The organism is Luteimonas sp. GW821-FHT14E02 (assembly GCF_058803905.1).
Map to the genome: position 1 here is coordinate 10,080 of NZ_JBXAPK010000015.1, position 23,236 is coordinate 33,315.

19 protein-coding genes and 3 pseudogenes are annotated in these 23,236 nt (G+C 67.1%); 5 read left to right on the forward strand and 17 right to left on the reverse strand.

Annotated elements, in window-relative coordinates:
- Positions 1-261: pentapeptide repeat-containing protein (locus tag AC1RNP_RS18505; protein ID WP_493052797.1), on the forward strand; the 261-nt coding region annotated here is incomplete at its 5' end.
- A 172-nt stretch (positions 262-433) separates the two neighbouring features.
- Here the strand turns inward: AC1RNP_RS18505 and AC1RNP_RS18510 are convergent.
- Positions 434-634, reverse strand: a pseudogene (locus AC1RNP_RS18510) (hypothetical protein); the annotation flags it as partial.
- Here AC1RNP_RS18510 and AC1RNP_RS18515 point away from each other — a divergent pair.
- Positions 538-1,071 (forward strand): annotated as a pseudogene (locus AC1RNP_RS18515) (hypothetical protein); the annotation flags it as partial. The pseudogenes AC1RNP_RS18510 and AC1RNP_RS18515 sit on opposite strands and share 97 nt — an antisense overlap.
- A gap of 496 nt (positions 1,072-1,567) precedes the next feature.
- Here AC1RNP_RS18515 and AC1RNP_RS18520 read toward each other — a convergent pair.
- The 5 genes and pseudogenes from AC1RNP_RS18520 to pilG all read right to left on the reverse strand — a co-directional run.
- Positions 1,568-3,319 (reverse strand): annotated as a pseudogene (locus tag AC1RNP_RS18520) (Hpt domain-containing protein); the annotation flags it as partial.
- A gap of 79 nt (positions 3,320-3,398) precedes the next feature.
- Positions 3,399-5,420 (reverse strand): methyl-accepting chemotaxis protein, encoded by a 2,022-nt coding sequence (locus tag AC1RNP_RS18525; protein WP_493052772.1) that lies wholly within the window; start codon positions 5,418-5,420, stop codon positions 3,399-3,401.
- Positions 5,421-5,457: 37 nt separating this feature from the next.
- Positions 5,458-6,012: a chemotaxis protein CheW gene (locus AC1RNP_RS18530; RefSeq protein ID WP_226470572.1), complete on the reverse strand. Its 555-nt coding sequence runs from the start codon at positions 6,010-6,012 to the stop codon at positions 5,458-5,460.
- A gap of 1 nt (position 6,013) precedes the next feature.
- Complete coding sequence (locus tag AC1RNP_RS18535) at positions 6,014-6,379, reverse strand: response regulator (RefSeq protein WP_493052773.1); 366 nt, start codon at positions 6,377-6,379, stop codon at positions 6,014-6,016.
- Positions 6,380-6,398: 19 nt separating this feature from the next.
- Entirely contained in the window at positions 6,399-6,800 is a 402-nt protein-coding gene (pilG, locus tag AC1RNP_RS18540; protein WP_493052774.1) for a twitching motility response regulator PilG, read from the reverse strand.
- A gap of 202 nt (positions 6,801-7,002) precedes the next feature.
- On the opposite strand from pilG, the gene gshB reads away from it, so the two are divergent.
- Positions 7,003-7,965: a glutathione synthase gene (gene gshB, locus AC1RNP_RS18545; RefSeq protein WP_493052775.1), complete on the forward strand. Its 963-nt coding sequence runs from the start codon at positions 7,003-7,005 to the stop codon at positions 7,963-7,965.
- Positions 7,966-8,126: 161 nt separating this feature from the next.
- Positions 8,127-9,002: a TonB family protein gene (locus AC1RNP_RS18550; protein ID WP_493052776.1), complete on the forward strand. Its 876-nt coding sequence runs from the start codon at positions 8,127-8,129 to the stop codon at positions 9,000-9,002.
- 56 nt (positions 9,003-9,058) lie between these two features.
- Here AC1RNP_RS18550 and AC1RNP_RS18555 read toward each other — a convergent pair whose 3' ends face one another.
- The 8 genes from AC1RNP_RS18555 to mrcB all read right to left on the reverse strand — a co-directional run bounded on the left by AC1RNP_RS18555 (position 9,059) and on the right by mrcB (position 17,104).
- Positions 9,059-9,328, reverse strand: coding sequence for a hypothetical protein (locus AC1RNP_RS18555; protein WP_226470567.1), 270 nt, complete (start codon positions 9,326-9,328; stop codon positions 9,059-9,061).
- Positions 9,325-9,555: a hypothetical protein gene (locus AC1RNP_RS18560; protein ID WP_493052777.1), complete on the reverse strand. Its 231-nt coding sequence runs from the start codon at positions 9,553-9,555 to the stop codon at positions 9,325-9,327. Before AC1RNP_RS18560 ends, AC1RNP_RS18555 begins: the two co-directional genes overlap by 4 nt.
- A 64-nt stretch (positions 9,556-9,619) precedes the next feature.
- Entirely contained in the window at positions 9,620-10,300 is a 681-nt protein-coding gene (locus AC1RNP_RS18565; protein ID WP_493052778.1) for a class I SAM-dependent methyltransferase, read from the reverse strand.
- Between the two features lie 165 nt (positions 10,301-10,465).
- Positions 10,466-11,092, reverse strand: coding sequence for a signal peptidase I (gene lepB, locus AC1RNP_RS18570; protein WP_493052779.1), 627 nt, complete (start codon positions 11,090-11,092; stop codon positions 10,466-10,468).
- Positions 11,093-11,151: 59 nt separating this feature from the next.
- Positions 11,152-11,853 carry a tRNA (adenosine(37)-N6)-threonylcarbamoyltransferase complex dimerization subunit type 1 TsaB gene (gene tsaB / locus AC1RNP_RS18575; RefSeq protein WP_493052780.1) on the reverse strand — a complete coding sequence of 234 codons (702 nt, stop codon included), beginning with the start codon at positions 11,851-11,853 and terminating at the stop codon, positions 11,152-11,154.
- Between the two features lie 112 nt (positions 11,854-11,965).
- Positions 11,966-13,942 carry a DNA repair helicase YoaA gene (yoaA, locus tag AC1RNP_RS18580; RefSeq protein ID WP_493052781.1) on the reverse strand — a complete coding sequence of 659 codons (1,977 nt, stop codon included), beginning with the start codon at positions 13,940-13,942 and terminating at the stop codon, positions 11,966-11,968.
- On the reverse strand, positions 13,926-14,456 hold the full coding sequence (locus AC1RNP_RS18585) for a hypothetical protein (RefSeq protein WP_493052782.1): 531 nt from the start codon (positions 14,454-14,456) through the stop codon (positions 13,926-13,928). Before AC1RNP_RS18585 ends, yoaA begins: the two co-directional genes overlap by 17 nt.
- 161 nt (positions 14,457-14,617) lie before the next feature.
- Positions 14,618-17,104, reverse strand: a complete 2,487-nt coding sequence (gene mrcB / locus AC1RNP_RS18590; RefSeq protein WP_493052783.1) for a penicillin-binding protein 1B — start codon at positions 17,102-17,104, stop codon at positions 14,618-14,620.
- Between the two features lie 180 nt (positions 17,105-17,284).
- Here mrcB and AC1RNP_RS18595 point away from each other — a divergent pair, with 180 nt between their 5' ends.
- Complete coding sequence (locus AC1RNP_RS18595; protein WP_493052784.1) at positions 17,285-19,405, forward strand: glycosyltransferase; 2,121 nt, start codon at positions 17,285-17,287, stop codon at positions 19,403-19,405.
- A gap of 137 nt (positions 19,406-19,542) precedes the next feature.
- Here AC1RNP_RS18595 and AC1RNP_RS18600 read toward each other — a convergent pair whose 3' ends face one another.
- The 3 genes from AC1RNP_RS18600 to AC1RNP_RS18610 all read right to left on the reverse strand — a co-directional run bounded on the left by AC1RNP_RS18600 (position 19,543) and on the right by AC1RNP_RS18610 (position 23,211).
- Positions 19,543-21,078: a hypothetical protein gene (locus AC1RNP_RS18600; protein ID WP_493052785.1), complete on the reverse strand. Its 1,536-nt coding sequence runs from the start codon at positions 21,076-21,078 to the stop codon at positions 19,543-19,545.
- 229 nt (positions 21,079-21,307) lie between these two features.
- Positions 21,308-22,282, reverse strand: a complete 975-nt coding sequence (locus AC1RNP_RS18605; RefSeq protein WP_493052786.1) for an amidohydrolase family protein — start codon at positions 22,280-22,282, stop codon at positions 21,308-21,310.
- Positions 22,283-22,431: 149 nt separating this feature from the next.
- Positions 22,432-23,211, reverse strand: coding sequence for a TylF/MycF/NovP-related O-methyltransferase (locus AC1RNP_RS18610; protein ID WP_493052787.1), 780 nt, complete (start codon positions 23,209-23,211; stop codon positions 22,432-22,434).
- Positions 23,212-23,236: the final 25 nt, after the last annotated feature.

Below are 23,236 nucleotides of genomic sequence, written 5' to 3' on the forward strand. Positions count from 1 at the left end.
CAAGGCGTTCGGCTTCGAGGCGTTCGGCTTCGAGGCGTTCGGCTTCGAGGCGTTCGGCTTCGAGGCGTTCGGCTTCGAGGCGTTCGGCTTCGAGGCGTTCGGCTTCGAGGCGTTCGGCTTCGAGACGCTCGGCCTCCAGGCGAGCGGATTCCTTCGCTTCTTCCTCGGCAATGCGGGCGGCTTCCGCACGCGCCGCTTCGAGATGTGAAACTTCGAGCTGTTCGGCGGCGAAACGAGCCGTTTCGAACCGCTCGGCCTTGATACGCTCCGCTTCGAGCAAGCCGGACTCCAGTTGCTGGAGCTCTCGGCGTTCGATTTCGAGGCGCTCAGCTTCGAGACGGATCGCTTTTTCGTGCTCCTCGGCCAGCACCTGCTCGTGTGCGATGCGTTCTGCTTCAGTACGCTCGGCTTCCAGGCGCGCGGATTCTTTCGCCTCTTCCTCGGCGAGGCGAGCAGCTTCTGCACGCTTGGCCTCGAGACGTTCGGCTTCGAGACGTTCGGCTTCGAGACGTTCGGCTTCGAGACGTTCGGCTTCGAGACGTTCGGCTTCGAGTCGTTCGGCTTCGAGACGTTCGGCTTCGAGACGTTCGGCTTCGAGTCGTTCGGCTTCGAGTCGTTCGGCTTCGAGACGTTCGGCTTCGAGTCGTTCGGCTTCGAGTCGTTCGGCTTCGAGACGGCTTTCCTCTTGCCGGCGCACTTCGTCCAGCAGCATCGCTTCCGCCGCCGCGGTCGCCACCGCGGTTTCGTCCACGGCAACCGCCAATGCGGGACCGCCGTTCAGCAGGCTCTCGCTGTCGTCGAGTTGAACGATTTCGACTTCGTCCTCGAAACTCTCGAACGCGCCGATGGTCGGCGTGCTCACTTCCGGCAGGCTATCGCGCAAGGCCGCGAGGCGTGCCGCCACGGCATCGCAGGTCGGCACGTGCGGCGAGGAGGCATGCAGGCCGGCGACGGTCGCGCGGATCAACGCGGCCAGTTCGGTCATGGCCTCGACGCCTTCGCCGCTCGCTTCCTGCTTGGCCGCGAGCATGCGTCGCACCCAGGCTTCGGCCGGGCCGAGCGCTTCGTTGATCACCGGCACTTCGGCCATCGCGAAAGCGCCGTTCATCGTATGCACGGCACGCAGCAGCGCATCGCTGGCGGGCGTGGGCGCGCTGCGCGCTTGCGCCAGCCAGGCGTCGACGGTCACCAGATGGCCGGCCACCTCGGCGTCGAGGATTTCGAGCAGCAGGGCATCCACCGATGCGGGGACGCGCTTGGGCTCCACGACCGGAGGCGGGGCCGGAGTCGGCGGTGGCGGTTCGGCCGGAGCCGGCGGCTCCACTTCGGCCAGGCTCGTCGCGGCTGCCGGCGTGGCGATCACGACTGTCGGCGCGGCGGCGGTCGGAACGACAACGGCTGGCGCGAATACTTCCTCGCCTTCGGCGACGCGGTCGGCGAACACCTGCAGGCTGCCCAGATCAGCGGTGATGGCACCGTCGCCACGCAACGCGGCGTGCAATTGCGGCAGCGTCTCGAACGCGCGATCGACGACGGCCACCACGGCCGGCGTCGGGCTGCGCGCACCATCGAGCACGCGGTTGAGCAGGCTTTCGATCTTCCAGCTGAACTCGCCGAGCGTGCGCGCGCCGACGAGACGTCCACTGCCCTTGAGCGTGTGGAAGACGCGCCGGATCGGGCGCAGGCGGTCGAGATCTTCCGGCTGCTCGCGCCAGGCGGGCAGCAGGGTTTCGAGATTGGTGGTTTCTTCCGCGAACTCCTCCAGGAAGACTTCGCGGATTTCGTCGTCGATGTCGTCGCCGGCATCCTCGAAGCCGCTGGTCGTCGCGGAGACAGCAGGAATGGCAGCGGCAGGAGTCTCGGCAAGCACCGGCGCTGGCGCTTCGGCGACGGCTTCCTGAGCCGTGGCGACCGCAGTCTTCTCGACTTCGGCCGGGGCTTCGGCGAACGTTGCGGAAACGACTTCGCTTTCCGCCGCTTCCACCACTTCGGCCACCGGTTCCTCGGCGACTTCGGAAACGGAGACCACGGCTGGCCGGATTTCGGAAATGACCTCGGGGATCACTTCGGGAATCGGCCAATACCCCAGGGCTTCCAGGCTGTTCTGCGCGACGTCGAGGATCTCGTCGCGATTGGAGCGATTCTCGCGCAACGCCTCGGCGTAGTACTCCAGGCTGGTCAGCGTATCGGCCACGGTGTCGAGCTGGCGGCCGTTGGGAACACGTTTGCGTCCGAGCAATTCAGTCTCGGTGTACAGGCGCATGCCGTCGAGATAGGCGGCCGGCTGCGGCAGGTCGAGCATGGTCATCGCGCCAGCCACTTCGGCGAGCAGGCGCGGCACTTCGCTGAGCTGGTGATGATCCCAGCCGGTTTCGACGAAGGCGACGAAGGCCTGGCGCGCATCGGCGAAGTTGACGGCCGCCTCGCGCGAGACGGTTTCGACCACTTTGCGCGATTCGTTACCGATCCTGCCTTGCTGGCTGATGTCGATATCGCTGTCGGCCAGGCGCGCGACCTGTTCGTCGAGCGTGGCGTCGACGTAGAGCAAGGCGCCGGCGACGTCGAGCAAGGTGCCTTCGTCGGCGGGCTGCTGTCCGTTGGCGATCGCATGCACGGTGTCGCGCTGCTGCTGGACGATGCCGCGCGCGACGCCGAGGCCGAGCATGCCCAGCGTGTCGGCGACACGATCGAGCGTTTCCGCCTGCGCCTTCAGACCGGAGACATCGTCGCCGTGGCTGCGCACGTGCAGGTCGAGCATGTCCTTGACCCGCAGCAGTTCTTCCTTCACCGCCGCCGCGACGGTTTCCAGCAGCGTGCGGTTGCGGCCGCGCAGGCTGCCTTCCGCATGTCCGATTTCGATTTCGCTCGGTGCCTGTGTCGGCTCCGATGCGAACAGGACGGTTTCGCTCAGAACCGTCTCGCCGCGCGCGGCGCGTAGTTCGTTGAGCAGCGGCAGCAGCACGATCGGGATGTCGCGATGGCCGCTCTGCAGGCGCTCCAGGTAGTCCGGCAACAGCAGCGCGCCGCGCATCAGCGCGGTGCTGCCGGCATCGCGATCGGTGATTTCACCGTTCTGCAGCGCCTGCGCCAGGCGCTCCATCTCCTCGGCCACCATCGCCGGCGCGTACAGTTCGAGCATGCGCAACGTGCCCTGCACCTGATGCAGGTGCTCGACGCATTGGCGCATGTGCTCGCTGTCGGTGGGATCTTCCGCGAACCCCTCGATCTCCGCGCGCGCCTGGCGCAGGGTCTCGTCGAGTTCGGGCTTCACCCAACCCAGCGTGGTGTAGTCGATCGCGGAGCGCAACGCGGCCGTCATCGCGTGACCTCGGGACACGTCGGCGTGTTGCGGCGGCAGGCGGCGGTCCCGGTCATGTCGATACGCGTCTCGAACCTGCTCAGGCTGGCAGCTTGAAGTCGGCGACCGAACGGCGCAGGTCGGCGGCGAGTTGCGCCAGGTTGCCGATCGACTCGGCGGTCTGGTTGGCGCCCTGCGAGGTTTGGGCGGTGATCGACTGGATCGTGTTCATGGTGGCGGTGATGTTCGATGCCGCGGCGGATTGCTGCTGTGAAGCCGTCGAGATGCCTTCGATGAGCGAGGCCAGGTTGGTGGAGACGTTTTCGATCTCGCCCAGCGCGGTACCGGCGTCCTCGGCCAGGCGTGCGCCGGCCACCACTTCCGAGGTGGTCTGTTCCATCGAACTCACGGCCTCGTTGGTGTCGGACTGAATCGCCTGCACCAGCGTTTCGATTCGCTTGGTGGCGTTGGAAGCACGCTCGGCGAGGCGCTGCACTTCGTCGGCCACGACCGCGAAGCCGCGACCTGCTTCACCGGCCGAGGCGGCCTGGATGGCCGCGTTCAACGCCAGGATGTTGGTCTGTTCGGAGATGTCGTTGATCAGTTCCACGATCTGGCCGATTTCCTGTGACGACTCGCCCAGGCGCTTGATGCGCTTGGAGGTTTCCTGGATCTGGTCGCGAATCGAATCCATGCCGGCGATCGTCTCGCGCACCACGCCCGCGCCCTTGGTGGCGATCTGCACCGAACGCTGCGCCACGCTGGCCGATTCGGTGGAGTTCTTCGACACCTGGCTGATGCTGGCCGCGATCTCGTTGATGCGGTCGGTGGCGGAGGAGATTTCCTGCGCCTGGTGTTCGGCGGCCTCGGCCAGATGCATGGCGGTGGCCTGCGTTTCCTGCGCGCTGGAGGCCACCTGCACCGAGGTGTCGTTGATGGTGGTCACCAGGCCGCGCAGGTTCTCCACGGCGAAGTTGATCGAGTCGGCGATCGCGCCGGTCATGTCCTCGGTCACCGTCGCCTTCACCGTGAGGTCGTTCTCGGCGAGCGCGCCGATCTCGTCCAGCAGGCGCATGATCGCCTCCTGGTTGCGGTTGTTGAGTTCCATCGTGGTTTCGTAGCGCTCGCGCTGGGCGGCGCCGAGGCTGATCACCAGCAGCACGATCGATGCCAGCACCACCAGGCCCGAAAAGATGCTGATCCAGATGTTGCCGAGGATGCTGGTATCGCGCATCGAACCGAAGGCGGTGAAGGCGCGGAACAGGTCGACGCTGTCGGACAGCAGCTTGTCGGAACCGGCGGTCAGCGTGGCGGCGGAGGATTGCGCGCTGAACAGGTTCTTGGAGCTGGACAGGATCGCGTCGAGGTCGCGCTTCATCTGCGTCCACTGCGTCGTCGCCTGATCGAGCGCGGCGATGGCGGCGCGGTTGCCGAGCGGCTGCACGTTCATCGCCTGGTCGCCGGACTTCAGGCCGGTGAGCACCTGCTGGAACACGTTCACTTCGTTCGCCAGCGCCTGTCCGGCCACGGCCGCGCCGGGGCCGCCCGCGCGCACTTCGGTCACGCGCCGCGAGAGGTTGCCCGCCAGCACGTTCTGGCGCAGGGCGATGTAGATCTGCGAAGCCGGCGAGCCGCTGGAGGACATCGCGCGCACCACTTCGTCGAGCTGGGCCTGCAACTGCGGCACCGCCTTGGTGAAGCGATCGGCATTGCCGGCCAGGGCGAGCACGGCCGACTCGCTGGCGATCACCTGCTGCGCGCTCTTGTCCAGCGGCGCCCAGGTGTCGGTAACGGTGCGGATCGGGCCGCTCAGCCCGGTGGTTTCGCCGTAGCTGCTGTTCAATTGCTGGATGTCGGTGTCGATCTGTGCCTTGGTGGCCTTGAACGCCTTGAACGCCTCGGCCTTGCCCTCGACCGCCTCGCGGCCCTGGTTGGCGAGCTTCTGCGAATTCACCTGCAGGTTCGAGGCCGCCGTGCTGGCACCGCCGAGCCGGGCCGCCTTCCAGAAGGCGTAGCCGATGTTGACGCTGAAGATCACCAGCGCGACCACCAGCACGATCAGCCAGAAGTTGCTGTTCAGGAACCGGCGCTTGCCGGTGTCGCGACCCATCATTGTGCTCATGTTGCGATCCCCTAAACCTTCAATTACATCGCGCCGCTCATACCGCGGCTTGTCTGAACTCTGGTGTGCGGGCCAGCTTTTCCAAGCTGAAAACCCCCCACGCATGGTCGGCCAGCTGATAAGCCCGGCCAATGAAATTTGCATACCGGCCGACCGCCAGCGGGCTGTCGGACAGCACCTCCGCCGGCATCGTCTGCTCCTCGAGGAAGCTGCGCTGGCCGTATAGCTCGTCGATGGTGACCGCCACGTCGCCACCGGGCTGACGCACCAGCAGGATGCGCTGGTCCTCGTGCAGCACGGTGCGTTCGCCTTCCAGGAACTGCTTCAGGTCGACCACCGGCAACAGATTGCCACGAACGTTGGCCACACCCAGCATCCACCCCTGCGCGCCCGGCACGGGCGTGACCTGCGGCATCGGCAGGATTTCGATGACTTCGTCGAACTCCGACGCCAGCCGCCGCTTGCCGACGCGATAGCCGACACCGCGCCACAGGCCGGGCGCGTCGAGCTGTTCGGGAAGGCCGACGACGTGCGCGAGGCTCTTGCGCTCGTATTCGGCCAGGATCTCGAACGGATCGCGCGCGTCGGTCATCTCAGGCCCCGAGCGCGGCGTTGATGCGGCTGATCATGTCGCTTTCCACAGGCGGCTTGACGATGTAGTCCTTCGCGCCCTGGCGCAGGCCCCAGGCGCGGTCGGTCTCCATGCCCTTGGTGCTGACGATCAGCACCGGGATCGCGCGGGTGGCATCGTCACGGGCCAGCGCGCGGGTGGCCTGGAAGCCGTTCATGCCCGGCAGGACGACATCCATCAGCACCAGATCCGGACGCTCGCGCCGGCACACCTCGATGCCGGCCTCGGCGGTGGCCGCGGCCAGCACTTGGTGGCCGTTGCGTTCGAGCAGCGACGTGAGCACTGCCGTGTCGGTCGGCGAGTCCTCGATCAACAGGATACGTGCCATTGGGATGCCTGCCCCCCGGTCAGGCGTTGACATGCTTGTGGATCGCGTCGAGGAGCTCCTCGCGCGTGAACGGCTTGGTGACGTACTGCTCGGAGCCGACGATGCGGCCGCGCGCCTTGTCGAACAACCCATCCTTGGACGAGAGCATGATCACGGGCGTCTGCTTGAACAGCTGGTTGTTCTTGATCAGCGCGCAGGTCTGGTAACCGTCCAGCCGCGGCATCATGATGTCGACGAAAATGATCTGGGGGCGTTGGTCGACGATCTTGGCGAGCGCTTCGAAGCCGTCGGTGGCGGTGACCACGTCCGCGCCTTCCCGTCTGAGCAGCGTTTCGGCGGTGCGGCGGATGGTTTTCGAATCGTCGATCACCATCACGCGCAGCCCGTCGAGGCTGCCAGCGCGTGCTTCTTCATGCATCATCGTCATTCCCCTGGCGCGACGCTTCATGCCTGCCGGCGTCGCTGCAAATCGCCTTATATCCCAGTGAAATGGCGCACTGTCAAGCACTCGATCGCAGCCCGGGCTGTGATTGGAACGCAGTCCGCACTTAACGCCGTCAGGCATGCCACCGCATGCCGAGACGCCTGATAACATTTGTCACAATCTGCCGTGGAAGGTACGCATGTCTCTCGACGTCATCGTCGTGATGGATCCGATCGGATCCATCAAAATCGCCAAGGATTCGACCTTCGCCATGCTGCTGGAAGCGCAGCGCCGCGGCCACCGCCTGCACTACGTGCTGCCCGGCGGGCTGTCGATGCGCGGCGGCGAGGCCGTGGCAATGCTGGCGCCGCTCACCGTGCGCGATATCGAGCCGGGCCGTCAGCCCGGCGAAGGGGCCGGCTGGTACGAACTCGGCGACGCGGCCGCACGCGCGTTCGGGCCGGGCGACGTGGTGCTGATGCGCAAGGACCCGCCGGTCGACGCCGACTACATCCACGACACCCAGGTGCTCGGCTTCGCCCAGCGCGCCGGCGCCCAGGTCGTCAACGATCCGCAGGGCCTGCGCGACATCAACGAGAAGCTGGGCGCGCTGGAATTCCCGCAGTGCTGCCCGCCGACCCTGGTCAGCCGCGACAAGGCAGCGCTCAAGGCCTTCGTCACCGAGCATGGCGATGCCGTGCTGAAGCCGCTCGACGGCATGGGCGGACGCTCGATCTTCCGCGCCCGGGCCGGCGAATCCAATCTCAACGTCATCCTGGAAACGCTCACCGACGGCGGTCGCCATCTGGCGATGGCGCAGCGCTACCTGCCGGAGATCAAGGATGGCGACAAGCGCATCCTGCTGGTCGACGGCGTGCCGGTCGACTACTGCCTGGCGCGCATCCCGCAGGGTGACGAATTCCGCGGCAACCTCGCCGCCGGCGGGCGTGGCGAAGGCCGGCCGCTGTCCGAGCGCGATCGCTGGATCGCCGCTCAGGTCGGCCCCGAGATGAAACGGCGCGGCATGCGCTTCGTCGGTCTCGACGTGATCGGCGACTACCTCACCGAGGTCAACGTCACCAGCCCGACCTGCATCCGCGAACTGGATGCGCAGTTCGGCATCAACATCGCCGGATTGCTGTTCGACGCGATCGAAGGCTGAGGCGCCTTGCTTTGGCCGCCCGGCCAGACCCGGGCGGCATCGCGCATCATCGACGTGCCTCGTTTGCGCACTCGTTAAAACGAGACCGCCTGCCAAGGACGACAACATGACACTCGCGCATCGGATCACCGGCGCGCGAGGAATGACAGAATGGACGACTCATGGCCACCCCCGCCCCACACCCCGGCAACATCGGCGACAACCAGCGCCTCAGCGCGACCCTGGTGCTGTCGGTGGCGCTGCACGCACTGCTGATCCTGGGCGTGGGCTTCTCGCTGGAGAAGGCCGCGCCGGTGATGCCGACGCTGGATGTGATCCTCACCCAGACGCAAAGCCCGCTGACCAAGAAGCAGGCCGACTTCCTCGCCCAGGCCAACAACCAGGGCGGCGGCGAGCACGACAAGACCTCGCGCCCGCGCGACGATCAAACGGGTGTCGTGCCGCAGATCGAGGACGGCGTCGCGCCGAAACCGCTGGAAGCGCAATCGCCCTCGCCGCGGCCGCCGCCGGAAGCGCGTGTGATCAGCAGCATGAGTTCACAGCAGCGCATGCCGGCACCCGATGCGCGCCAGCAGGCGGATGAGTCGGCGTTGCCGCCGGGCCCGGAGAAGATCGAACGCGACCTGGCGATGGCGCGGCTCGCCGCCGAGATTCATCTGCGCTCGGAGCGCTACGCCAAGCGCCCGAAGCGCAAGTTCGTCTCCGCCAGCACGCAGGAGTACGCCTGGGCCGCCTACCTGCGGGCGTGGGTGGATCGCGTGGAGCGCGTCGGCAATCTCAACTATCCCGACGAGGCGCGGCGGCGCAAGTTGTCCGGCACGCTGGTGATCAGCGTGGCGATTCGCCAGGACGGTTCGGTGGAGCGCGCCGATGTCATCCAGAGCAGCGGCATCAAACTGCTCGACGCCGCGGCGCTGCGCATCGCCAGGCTCGCCGAGCCTTATCCGCCATTGCCCAAGACCGAGGAAAACGTCGACGTGCTGCACGTCACCCGCACCTGGAACTTCCTGCCGGGCGGGACGCTGCTCGACGACTAGGGCGATCAGCCATCCAGATCATTGGCTCGCCCAGGCGATGGCTGATGACGGACGGGTTAGTACTTGTGGATGATGATCAGCGACACGCGCAAGTTGTACACATCCAGAAGTTTCCGCAGACGCATCTCGACTTGCGTCAGGTCTCTCAAATGCTGAGCTGCGTACAGCGAGTACGTGGGTTTGTCGGTCGGATGCGCGCCTTGCGAGCGCCCGACGCTCACCTCCGACGATTGGCAGGCCTGCGCCCATAACGCCCTGAGCGGTATCGGCCCAATGCTTTGCCCCTGTCCCAGCGTGAACTTGAACATGGGAATCTGATGCTTCATGGCGCCCCCGCCTTGCGATGCGGGTTGATGGTCGATCGCATCGGCGCCGCGGCGGGATCATCACTGTGTTCCAGCTTCTTCAATACCTGGGTGACGCCGAGGACCTCGATATGACCGCCCGCATTGCGGAAAGTCTCGAGGTCGCGCTCGATCCGCTCGCTGGTCAGTTGCTTGGTATCGGTTTCCTTGCGCTGGAATGTCTTGGCTGTGGAGCCCTTGCGGATCATGGAGCCTCCGGTTCTATGAGATGGAACATCACGCATGCGGCGGATCGACGCTTGTGTCGTCGGTTCATTGCGCGGTACCCGGCGGCCGTGTCGCACCGCGCTCGTATCGCAACAACCGGCCGCGGTATGGCGGCGAATCCTCGTCGTCCAGCGGGCACCGCAGTTCCTGAAGGGAAAATCCCTGCGCCTGCAACATCCGGGAAAGGCTTGCGCTGTTGCCGCGCCCCGGATCGGTGAGCATCACGCAGGCATGTTTATGCGCGTGGCGATCGATGACGCCGCTCAGGAGTTCGGCATGGCCGCGCTCGTAAAGAATGTCGCTGCCGATGATGAGATCGAACTTGCCCAGCGTCGGCAGCGGGATGTTCCAGCGCAGTTGCCGGTAATGCACGGCCGGCAACGCGTTCAACGCCGCGTTGTAGGCGAGGAAGGATTCCGCCAAGGGATGGATGTCGGTCGCGACGATGTTTGCGCCGCGTCCCTGCAACACCAGGCTGGCCAGGCCGATGCCGCAGCCGATTTCGAGAATGCGCTCGTCCGCGATGTCCAGGCGATGCATCGCCTGGGCCAGCAGGCGTCCGGAGGGCCAAATCTGCCCGAACAGGCTCCATTGCGCATCTGAAATGCCCAGCCGCCCGCCGTGGCCGTCGGGATCCGAGAATTGTTGAAGGTCGCTGAGCACCCTCAGCTGCCAGACATCACCGCCGATCGTTAGTGAGAGCTTGCGGGTCGAGTAGCCTGGCAACGAGTGCTCCCATACAGAGTCCGCCCCGAGGTGGGGAGGTGACGCGTAAAAGGGAGCGAAGCGGACGACGGGGAAGTCGGGCGGGACGCGCGAATGAAGCTATGGTATCCATCCTACACCACGCCCGCCATGGCGGCTGAATGGCCTTTTGGAAGCATCAAACCGCTACAGCCGCTTCCAAACGAACCCTTCGCCGCGCCGGTAATAGACGCCGACCGCCCTGGCATACAAAGCATGGCTGGGCACCAGACCGAAGAAACGGCCATCCGCGCTGTTGCCGCGATGATCGCCGAGCACCAGCACCTGGCCTTGCGGGATGCGCAGGGACGCGATGTCGGGCCCGCCGCCGGCATCCAGATTCAATGCGGCCACATGTTCGGGAAAGCGCTCGATGTCCTCAATCCCCGGTTCGGCCAAGGCTTTGCCGTTGATCCGCAGATGACCGTCGCGCAGTATCACCTCATCGCCGCCGACCGCCACCACGCGCTTGATCAGACGCGTGCCGTCCCGAGGTGATTTGAAGATCACCACCTCGCCGCGCTGCGGCTCGGCGCGCGGCACGACCACTACATCGGTGAAAGGCACGCGCACTCCATAAGCGGTCATGTCGACCACGACGCGGTCGCCGGGCATCAGCGTGTCTTCCATCGACCCGCTCGGCACCTGGTAATGGTTCGCGAACGAAGTGCGCGCCACCGTCAACAACACCAGCATCACCACCCAGGAACGCGCTTCGGTCCTGAACCAACGACGCAGCCGCTGGCGCTTGCCCGGCTTCTCCATCTCCGTCATGCGAATTCCCCTTCTCGTCTGGTCAAGCCTCAGACTGCGGCGACCCGGATTGGTTCCGCTCAGCGCGAGGCACGCAAGGCCTGCTGCTGTTCCAGCGTGAGCGCGACCTGGTTGCGCAGATAGGCGGGCTCCAGGCGCTCGGGCGGCAGCGCTTCGCCGCGGGCGAAGGCAATCGCACCCAACCGTGCGACATCCGCTGCATGCGGCAGCGCGGCGGCGTCCACGCGCACGAGTCTGGCGTGCAGACGTGTTTCCAGCACGCGTTCGGCCGCGGCGAAACCTGTGCCCACGCCCTGCCATTGCATGCCGTCATCCGGCAGTTCCACCGCGCCCGGCGCGGAAACAGTCTCCGCCGACAGGGCTCGCAAGTCCTCGCCCTCGCGCGCGAAGGCCGCCGAATACACCTCGCCCATGCGGGCATCGATCGCGGCCAGGATGTGTTGCGCGTCTTCGCCGGCACGCATCGCCAACGCCGCCAGCGTCGACACGGGCACGACCGGACGATCGAGCGCCAACGCGATCCCCTGCGCCAGCGCTACCGCCAGTCGCACACCGGTGAACGCACCCGGCCCGCGGCCGACAGCGATGGCATCGAGTTGCGATTTCGCGATGCCGGCCTCGTCGAGCAAGGCTTCCGCCCAGGGCAACGACAACTCCGCATGCCGGCGTGGCGCGATCTCGAAACGCTCACGCACCGCGCCGTCGATCCAGAGCGCGACGGAGCAGGCTTCGGTGGCGGTTTCGAACGCGAGGAGATACATGGAGGGTCGAGAGCAAGGAATCAGAGGAAGATTAACCGCTTTTTCTCGTCATTCCCGCCTTGCGGGAATGACGATGTCCATTGGCGACGCGCAACCGCGCGGATGTCTCGCATCACTCATTGACGGGCTCGGCGAAGAACGCTTCGACATCCCGTACGTCCCGCGTCCTCGGAAATGGCGGCAGCGAATCCAGGAACAGTTTCCCGTAGCTCTTGCCGAGCAGACGCGGATCGCACAGCACCAGCACGCCGCGATCGGTTTCGGTGCGGATCAGGCGGCCGACGCCCTGCTTCAACGCGATCACCGCCTGCGGCAATTGCTCGTCGCGGAACGGATTGCCGCCACGATTGCGGATCGCATCCAGGCGCGCCTCGAACACCGGATCGTCGGGCGCGGCGAAGGGCAGCTTGTCGATCACCACCACGCTCAGCGCGGCGCCGGCGACATCCACGCCCTCGCGGAAACTGGCCGCGCCGAGCAGCACGCCATTGCCGGATTCGCGGAAGCGCTGCAGCAGCACGTGACGCGGCGCCTCGCCCTGCACGAACAACGGCCATGGCCCGTCGCGCAGATGTTCGGCGGCCTCGCGCAAGGCGCGATGCGAGGCAAAAAGCACGAAAGCGCGGCCTTGCGAAGCGTGCAGCACCGGCAGCAAGGCATCTGCGATCGCGGCGGTGTAGTCGCGGGAATTCGGCTCCGGCAGGCGCGGCGGGAGGTAGCACAAGGCCTGACGCTGCCAATCGAACGGGCTCGGCGCGAGCAATGTCTGCGGCTCGAGCAAGCCCAGGCGCGTGGCGACGTGATCGAAATGACCATCGACCGCGAGCGTCGCCGACGTGAACACCCAGGCCGCACGCGAGCTTTCCCGATGCGCGCGCAACGGCGCCGAAACATCGAGCGGCGTGCGTTGCAGGCGGAAGCCACGCGGCGACAACTCGTACCAGCGCACGTCGTCATCGGCGACTTCGAGGTCCTCCTCGAACTCGCGCCGGATGCGCCAGCGCGTCAGGCGCCCGAGCTGGTCCTGCGCGCGCACGTGGCAGGTCTCGAATCCGGGTGCGGCATCGCGCAATGGTGCAATCGCTTCGGCGAAACGGGTCAGCGCCTGCGCCAGTTCGTTCAATCCCTCTTCCACGCCGGGCGCTTCCAGCGCGCGCCATTGCGTGCCGCGTGTCGACAGCGTGTCCATGGCCGCGCGCAAGGCGCGTGTGGCGTTTTCGAGATCGCGCGCGGGCTGCTGCACGATGGCGAGCGCGCCCTCGACCTCCTTGCATTCGCCCAGGGCATCGCGGCCGAGTTCGACCAGCGGCCGCGCCGACAATCCTTCGCCGAAGAATTGCGCGGCCAGATCGGGCAACTGATGCGCCTCGTCGACCACGAAAGCTTCCGCGCCCGGCAGGATTTCGCCGAAGCCTTCCTGCTTGAGCGCGAGATCGGCCAGCAGCAGATGATGATTGACCACCACCACGTCGGCGCTCTGCGCACGTGCCCGCGCCTGCACGACGAAGCATTCGCCGTAGAACGGGCAGTCGCTGCCGAGGCAGTTCTCGACTGTGGAGGTCACCATCGATTGCAGCGGCGAATCCTCGGGCAGCGCGTCGATCTCGGCCAGATCGCCCAGGCGCGTGCGGCCGCTCCAGGCGACGATGCGCTGGAACTGCGCGATCTGTTCGCGCGAGGTGAAGCGCGGCTCGCCCTTGGCGCGTTCGAGCCGGTATTTGCACAGATAGTTCGCGCGCCCTTTCAGCAGCGCGGTTTTCAATCCGACGCCGAGCGCATCGCGCACGCGCGGCAGATCGCGATGGTAGAGCTGATCCTGCAGCGCACGCGTGCCGGTGGAGATGATCGTCTTCGCCCCCGACAGCAATGCGGGGACGAGATAGGCGAAGGTCTTGCCGGTGCCGGTGCCCGCTTCGGCCAGCAGCACCTCGCGCTGCGTGAACGCGTCGGCGACGGCCGCGGAGAGCTGCTGCTGCGCCGCGCGTGGCGCGAAGCCCGGAATCTGCACCGCGAGCACGCCGCCCTCGGCCAGCGCGGCGCGGCTGCGTTCGGAAAGCGATCCGGGGGAATCTTCAGAACCTGTCGACACCGGGAACCTTGCAGGCAGCCAACTGCTTGTTGGCCTCGGCCGCGCCGGCGCCATCACGGGCAATGTAACGCATGGCCCGGATGGTGGCCCAATGGCGGCGGCACAACGGGCCGACCTTGGAGCCGAGTTCGAACGCGCGCCGCGCCAGCGCTTCGGCATTGCCGTAATCCTTGAGCAGCACCGCCGCCTCGGCGCGTTCCTGCAACAGCGCGGGATCGTCCGCGACGATGGCCAGCGCCTGATCGAGCGCCTTGGCCTCGTCCGCGTACTGCTTCTGTGCTTCCAGGCGCTGCGCCGTCTCGCGCAGGTCTTCCACCTGCGAATCACGCAAGGGCTGCACGGCCAGTTCGCTGTCGCCGCTGCCGGCGGCGTTGCGGATGGTGGCGACCACCCGTTCGGGCGAGGCTTCGACGGAAGCCGACTGCGGAGGCGACGGTGGCGTCGTCGTGCAGGCTGCGAGGCAGAACGCAACGAGCAACAACGTGGAACGGGTGTGGGGGAATGGAATCGACATCAAGGACCTCAACACGGACTTCGAGTGGTTCAGCGGTTGCGCTCCCGATCCTGCGATCCGGAGCGCCGGATTCCCCCCCAGCCCCTTCGTTACAGTGTCTCAAATCGGATATTCACAGGCCGTCATCCCAGCGAACGCCGGGTGACGTTGGCTTTTGTTTTTCAACGCGGTTCCTGCTGCTCGGGTTGCGGTGCCTGCACCGGCGGCTCCTGCGGTTGTGCCGGCTTGTTGCCCTTGAACAACCGGCTCCACCAACCGCCGCCGCTCTCGGCCTGTGTCGCCTGTTGCGGCTCGCCGAACGGCGCGGCTGGCTCCGCGTATGGACAAGGCTCGTATGGCGGCGCGTAACCCGCCGCGAACGGGAAGCGGCGCGCGCCCGGACAGCCGGCATCGGTACTGTTCGACTGCGCCACCCACTGCCAATCCAGCCCCTTGGCGCCGAACTGCAACGACCCGCTCGGCAGGCGAGTGAACAATCCCGACCACACCCGCATCGCGCCGGTGGCGCCGTACAGGCCGGTCATTTCGTTCTTGTCGTTGCCGACCCACACCACCGCCAGATGATCACCGGTCCAGCCGGCATACCAGCTGTCGCGACCGTCGTTGCTGGTACCGGTCTTGCCAGCGGAATTGAGGCGGCCGAGGCCATCGTTGAGCAACTGCCGCGCGGTGCCGGAGGTGACGGTGTGCTGCAAGGCCGTGGTAATCAGGCGCACCGCGATCGAGTCGCCGGCCTGCGCCGGCTTCGGCGGCTTGTCGTAGCGCTTGACCGTCTTGCCCTGCGAATCGAGCACGCCGCGCACCAGATGCAGCGGCTGGATCTCGCCACCGGAGGCGAGGAACTGGTACAGCTGCGCCATCGCATACGGGCTCTGGTCGACCGCGCCGAGGATCAGCGAAGGATTGCTCGGCGCATCGATGCCGGCGAGCGTGTGGATCAGGTCGGCGACCACCGCCGGCTTCACCTGCATGCCCACGCGCACCGTGGCCTGGTTGTAGGACTGCGCCAGCGCATCGATCAGGCGCACGGTGCCATGGCTGCGGCCGTCGGAGTTGCCGGGCGTCCAGCGCTTGCCGTTGTCGAGCGTCACCGTGACCGGCGAATCGTCCACCCACGTCGCCAGCGACCAGCGATCCGGCAGCGCCAGCGCGCGCAGATACACGAACGGCTTGAGCAGCGAACCGACCGGACGCTGCGCCTCGATCGCGCGATTGAACCCGGGTTGCGCGAAGTCGCGGCTGCCGACCACCGCGACGACATCGCCGTTGTGCACGTCGGTGACCACGACGCCGGCCTGCAGCGGCGGACGGCGCTTGTTTTCCAGCGATTTCAGCGTGCGCGCCACCGCGCCTTCGGCATAGGCCTGCGCCGAGGGCGACATCGCCGTCATCACCGACAGGCCCGCGCCCTGCAAGGCATCGGCCGGGTAATCGCGGATCAGCTGGCGCCGCACCAGATCCACATAGGCCGGGAAACGATTGGCCGCCAGGCTACCCGGCGCGTGGCTGATGTTGAGCGGCATCTTCAGCGCGCGATCGTATTCCGGCTGCTGGATGAGATTGGTTTCCAGCATCTCGCCGAGCACGAAGTTGCGGCGCTGCAGCGCGTTGTCCGGATTGCGGCGCGGATCGTAGGCGGACGGCCCTTTCACCATGGCGATCAGCAGCGCGATCTGCTCGGTGCTCAGGTCCTGCAGATCGCGACCGAACCAGAATTCAGAACCGGCCGCGACGCCACGGATCGCCTGCTTGCCGCGCTGGCCGAGATACACCTGGTTGAGATAGGCCTCCAGGATGGTGCGCTTGTCGTAGCGCATCTCGATCAGCAGCGCGTAGAGGATTTCGTTGAACTTGCGGGCGGGCGTCTGTTCGCGGCCGATGCCGAGCAGGCCGCTGCGCGCGAGCTGCTGGGTCAGCGTGCTGGCGCCCTGCTTGTTCTTGCCGCCGGAACGCAGGGTGACGAACACCGCGCGCACCATGCCACTGAGATCGATGCCGTGGTGATGCGCGAAATCGCGATCCTCCACCGCCTGCAGGCCGGTTACCAGCAATTCCGGCACATCCTCGATACGCACCAGGCGGCGCTCTTCCTGGCTCTGGCCGTAGAGCGTGGCGATGCGCGCCGGATCCAGCCGTACCGATTTCAGCGCGCGCCGGCTGCGGGCATCGCGCAGGCCGGCGACGCTGCCGCCGGAGAGCGTCACCTCGACGCGGCTCGGCGCCACTTCGCGATCGACATCGCGGAAGCCGCGGCTGGTGATGGTCCAGCGCGCGCCCTCCTGCGTGTAGGTGCCCGGTCCGATACCGCCGTCGCTGCGGTAGGACGCGGCGTCGAGTTCGGTCTTCAGCGTGCGCGCATCCAGGGCCACGCCCGGGGCAAGCAGCAGCGGGCGTCCGTACACGCGCGTCGGGATCTGCCACTGCAACTGGCCGAAGCGCTTGGTGACCTGATGGTTGAGATAGATCGTGTACGGAATGAGGAAGCCGAGGCCGAGACCGATCGCGGCCAATACCCAGGTCAGTACGCGGCGCCGCCAGTTCGGGGCCTGATCGCCATCCTCGTCGTATTCGTCTTCGTCGTAGTCGATGCGGGCCACGGTTGGCGGTATGGGTAGGGAACTGGAGGCGATGATGCCTGCTCGCGGCATGCGCGCGGCGGCTGAGTCTAGCGCAGACGGCACCGCGCCCCGGCGCGTCTTGCGGCCGAGGCCCGGATTTCAGGCGTCTGGCGCGACTTTTCATAACCGGGCGTTCAGGGACGAGGCCGGCGTAACGGGCGTATCCGTTAAGCTCATGCGGTCCCCCAGATGCACCGGAGCAGTCCTGGAATGTCGTTTTCACTGGTCGATGTGCGCTTCCTGTTCGATCGCGCCACCGGCCTTTTCCATCGCGGCTGGCTCAGCCTGCGCACGCGCGGCTGGCGCGGCACCTGGGAGCGCCTGCGCGCGCAGTTCCAGCGCGTGCCGGCGGCGCGGCGACCATCGCTCTACTTTCCCGCGACCGACCCCGCCTCCGGCGGCCTACCGGCGCCGACCGCGCTTGCCACCAGCACCGAACCTCGCGTCAGCATCGTCATCCCCATCTACGGGCAGCTCGCGCACACGCTGACCTGCCTGCGCGCGCTGGCAGAGCATCCGCCGCGGATGCCGTTCGAGGTGATCGTGGTCGACGACGCCTCGCCCGACCAGAGTGCGGACGTGTTGCCGCGCATCGCCGGACTGCACTACCACCGCCGCGTCGAGAACGGCGGCTTCGTAGCCGCCTGCAATGATGGCGCCAGCCTTGCGCTCGGCGAATTCCTGGTCTTCCTCAACAACGACACCGTGCCGCAACCCGGCTGGCTGGAAGCGCTGCTGCGCACCTTCGACGAGATTCCCGGCACCGGGTTGGTCGGCGCGCAGCTGCTGTATCCGGATGGCCGCCTGCAGGAAGCCGGCGGTGTGGTGTTTTCCGACGGCAGCGGCTGGAACTACGGGCGCTTCGGCGCGCCGGGCGATTCGCGCTATGGCTATCTGCGCGATGCCGACTATGTCAGCGGCGCGGCGATCGCGATCCCGCGCGCGCTGTTCGCGCAGCTCGGCGGTTTCGACACGCGCTACGCGCCGGCCTATTACGAGGACACCGATCTGGCCTTCGCCGTGCGCGCAGCCGGCCTGCGCGTGCTGTACCAGCCGGCCGCGCGCGTGGTCCACGCCGAGGGCGCCACCGCCGGCACCGATACCGGCAGCGGGATCAAGGCCTATCAGGTGCGCAATCGCGAGCAGTTCGTCGCGCGCCGTCACGACATGCTCTCCGCGCAGCTGCCCGCGGGCACCACGCCGACACCGGCGCTGCTGCATCGCCACCAGAAGCAGGTGCTGATCATCGATGCGCTGACGCCGACGCCGGATCACGATTCCGGATCGGTGCGCCTGCTCAACCTGATGCGGCTGCTGATCGAGGAAGGCGCACACGTCGTCTTCCTGCCGGCCAACCGCAGCTACGCCGGCGGTTACACCGAAGCCTTGCAGCATCTGGGCGTGGAAACCTGGTACGCGCCCTATGCCAAGCGCGCGCCGGCCTGGCTGCGCGAGCACGGATCGCGTTTCGACAGCGTCATCGTCTGCCGCCATTACGTGGCGCGCGAGTTCCTGCCGCTGCTGCGCGAACATGCGCCGCAGGCGCGGATCGTGTTCGACACCGTCGATCTGCACTATCTGCGCGAACGGCGCGCCGCCGAGATCGCCGGCGACACGAAACTGCTGTCCGCCGCCGAACGCACGCGCAACCTCGAACTGGACGTGATCGCGCGCAGCGACATCACCCTGGTCGTCAGCGCGGCCGAGCGCGAACTGCTCGCCCGCGATGCGCCGCAGGCCCGCGTGGAGCTCCTGTCGAACCTGCACCGCATCGCCGGCGCCGGGCTGCCGTTCCCGCAGCGGCAGGATCTGGTCTTCGTCGGCGGTTTCCGCCATCCGCCGAATGTCGATGCGGTGCGCTGGTTCGTCGAGGCGGTGTTCCCGCATGTCCGCCGGGCATTGCCGCAAGTGCGGCTGCATTGCATCGGCGATGACGTTCCGCCGGACATACAGGCGCTCAGCGCGCACGAAGGTGTCCTCGTGCACGGGCATGTCGCCAACATCACGCCGTACATGGACGGCGCCCGCGTCGCGATCGCGCCTCTGCGCTTCGGTGCCGGCGTCAAGGGCAAGATCAACCTCAGCATGGCGCATGGCCAGCCGGTGGTGGCGACCTCGTGCGCGGTGGAAGGCATGCATCTGCAGGACGGTGTCGACGTGCTGGTCGCCGATGCGCCGGAAGCCTTCGCCCGCGCGGTGGTGCAGCTCCACAGCGACGAAACACTGTGGATGGAGTTGAGCATCCACGGACTGGAGAACGTCGCGCGCCACTTCTCGCTGGATGCGGCGCGCGAGACGGTGCGGCGGGTGTTTCTCAACACTTCGCGCTAAGACTCGTCATTCCTGCGCAGGCGGGAACCCAAGGACGTCCGTGCCGCGACGATAGAGCGGGAAGCAAAGTCCATGGATTCCCGCCTGCGCGGGAATGACGAGCAAAAACAACAGCGATCAATCCCCCGAATCCGCACTCACTTCCCGGCTGAGGCGGCCTTCACCCGCCCTTCGAATTCCGCGATCCCCGGTGTCGAGGGATCCAGCCGGCGTGCCGATGCCAGCGCCGCGGAAGCCGCCTGCACTTCGCCCGCGCCCAGGCGCTCATCGCCCACCGCCAGCCAGCGCTGCGCCAGACGGCGGCGCGCCTGCGCCAGCGACGCGGTCTCGCCCTCGGCGATCGCGCGCGCATCCAGGCATCCGCCCGCGCGCGCGAGGTTGTTGCCCCGCAATTCCTCCTCGAAACAGCGCTTCGCGGTCGGCAACAGGCGCGCCGAGGCGCGCTTCACGGCCGGATCGTCCGGCGCCAGCGCGCGCGCCGCGCGCAGCTTGTCGAAGGCGCTGTCGCCGGGCGGCGTGAGCAGATCGCCACGCGATTCGGCCGCTGCGGCGGCTTCAAGCAATGACTTCACGCGCCGCGCGCGCGCGCGCGGCGAGAGATCGCTGCCCAGGCGCGCGTGCGACTGCCGCGCACGCTCGATGTGGCGCTCGACCTCCGCCAACTCTCCAAGACGCGGCGAGAGCGTGCGCGCCTCGTCCAGCAAGCGATTGGCCTCCGCGAAACGGAAATCGCTGGCGGCCGCTTCCGCGCGCTGCGCCAGGGCTTTCGCCACCTGCTCCAGCCCCGCCTCGGCTTCCGTCTTCAGTCCAGCATCGGCGAGCATGCGGTAGGCGTTCGCGGCGCGCTCCAGGCGGCCGCCGCGCAGATCGTTGCCGGCGCGGCGCCGCACGTTGTCCAGTTCCTCGTTCAGTCGCGCCTCGGTGTCGGGCAGATCGACATGGCCCGGATCGTATTCGCGTGCCAGTGCGATTGCGGCCACCGCCTCGGCGAGCTTGCCCTCGCGCAGCTGCGCCCGTGTCTGCTGCAGCAGCGTACCGAGCGCGTCCTCGCGCCCTTCCAGCGCGGTCTTGTTCTCCGGCTGTAATGCCAGCACGCGCTTGTAGAGCGGCAGCGCCGCGTCGCCGCCCTCGGCACCGCTCTCGATCAGGCGTCCGGCGGCGGCCGCGGCATTCGCACGCGCCAGCAGCGACGGCAGGCCGGCATGCGCGGCCTCGCGTTCGCGCAACGCGCGCTCGACCGGAAGGATGTCCGCTCGCGGCGCCGACAGCTCGCGTGCCAGCTTCAGCGTCGCATGCGCCTCGGCGAAGCGGTTCTTCTCGCCCAGCGAACGCGCCTGCGCCACCGCGGCAACGGCCACCCGCGACAGCCCCAGCCTGGCCTCGTTGCGGTCCGGATCGATCGCCAGCGCGGCCTCGTAGAGTTCGCGCGCGCCGCTGCCGTCCTCCGCGGTCAGTTTTCCCTCGCGCAGGGCCTGCGCCGCCTGCGTGCGCAAGGCCTGCGCCCGCGTCTGCGGCCACAGCCGGTCGGCCAGTGACTGGCGGAACAGCAGCGCCAGCCCCAGCAGGACCACAATGAGGATGCCCCCGCCCCACCACAGCCAGCGTACCGGCTTCTCCGCCTCCGCGATCCGGCGCGGCACGGCACGGAAATCGAGATCGCCAATCCACCCCATCCTGGGCTCGGAACGGCCATTTCCCCCGCTCCCGCCGCCGATGTTCCCATCGCCGGTCTCGTGCGGGATGTCCTGCGTTGGCGTCTTGCTGTCGCGGCTCACCCGCGCAGCATAAGAGAAGGGGCGTTGGAATCCAGTGCAGCGCGGGACGTGGGTTCAGGCGGGCTCCCGTTCGTCTGCGCCGTTCGTGAGGCTTCAGAAGCTCGGAGCCGCCTGCCCGCGACGTCAATCACTCCGGCGCCGGCTTCGCGATCGACGTTTCGCTCAACCCCAGCAACTCGGCGGCATTGCGATCCAGGATCGCCACGATTTCCTTCTCCATCAATCCCGCACGCGGCACGTAATCGACCGCCGCCCGGAACAGTTCGCCCGCCTGGTACGGAAAATCGGTGCCGAGCAGCAACCGGTCCGCGCCCAGCGTGTCCACGGCGGCGCACAGGGCCGGCACATGGTTGTGCCCCACGGTGTCGTACCACATGCGCCGCGCGCCCAGGCTCGGCAGCTCCGGCGTCCCGGGCGCTTCCCAGACAACCTGGTGATCGACCCGCTGCAGCACCATCGGCAGCGCACCGCCAAGATGCGACAGGATGATCTTCATCCCCGGATAGCGCTTGGGAATGCCGGCGAGGATGAGATGCATCGCCGCGACCGTGTCCTCGATCGGCGCGCCGATCGACCAGGTCAGATGATGATCGGCGATCAACGGCGAACAGGCGCCGCATCCGGCCGGATGCACGTAGAGCACGCCGCCGAGCCGGTCGAGTTCGGCATAAAGCGGATCGAAGATGGGATCGGCGATGGAACGCCCCAGCACCGAGGTCGTGATGCAGGCGCCGAGCATGCCGAGTTCCTCGACGGCGCGCTTCAGCTCAGCCAGTGCCGCGTCGATGTGTGGCAAGGGCAGCGAGGCGAATGCCCGGAACCGCGACGGATGACGGCGAACGAGCGCCGCATACTCGTCATTGACGAAGCGCGCGGCCTCCACCGCCGCGGCTTCATCGGTGAAATGCGGCGAGGCCGGCGTCGCCGACAACACCTGCAGCCGGATGCCCACCGAATCCATCAGGGCGAAGCGGGCCGCGAGTTCCTCTTCCGTCATGCCGGCGCCCAGCCCGCGATGCACGGCGGTGCGCTCGTTGCCCAGCCGCGCCAGCAGGTCCAGATAGGCCTCGCTCCAGGCATGGGCATGGACATCGATGCGCATGGATTTGCTCTCTACGTCTTCGGCGGATGCGGCAGCTTATCGGTGCCGCGAGAACACGGTGCGATTTTGCAAGAAATACACACCGTTGCATGAAGCCCGGCCGCGTTGCCGATCCGCCTCGCAGCATGCTCCATGCTGCATACGAACATTTATTTACGGAAATACACGCCGATCGCATCGATCTGCCGGAACTTCGGTTCGATGCCGCGCTGCGCGAAGAAATCGTGCACCGCCAGCCTGCACGCCTCGACCGCCCAGTAATCGTCGACGATCACCCAGCCGCCCGGCGAGAGCCGGTCGTAGAGGTGCGTCAACGGATCGATCGTCGATTCGTACATGTCGCCGTCGAGCCGGATCACCGCGAGCTGTTCGCTAGGCACCGTCGGCATGGTGTCGCGGAACCAGCCCTTCAGGAACACGACCTGCTCGTCGAGCATTCCGAACTTGCGGAAATTCGCCTGCACCTGTTCGAGCGACACGGCCAGATCGCTGTATTCATGCAGGCGGCTGCCATGATCGGCCGGCCACGCCGTCGCGTTCGGCGGCGGCAGGCCTTCGAACGAATCGGCGACGATCACCTTTCGATCGCGCACGCCGTGCGCGGCCAGCACGGCGCGCGCCAGGATCGAGGCGCCGCCACGCCAGACGCCCGTCTCGATGATGTCGCCGGGAATCCCGCCCGCGATCGCGTATTCGATGACACGCCGGAAATTGCGCAGACGCCGGCTGCCGACCATCGTCAGCGCCGTCGTCGGCCAGTCGAGCCCGGACTCGCGCGCCTTCGGATCGAAGCCCCGCACCGACATCGGCGTGCTCGGCAACGCGGGGTCCTGGATGTCGGTGCCGGTGAGCGTGGCTTCCAGGTCGACGAGATACTTGCGGCGCTCGGCTTCGTTCTCGATGGGAAATCTCTGCTGCTGGATACTCATCGATTGCGGCGAAGCTCCGGATTCA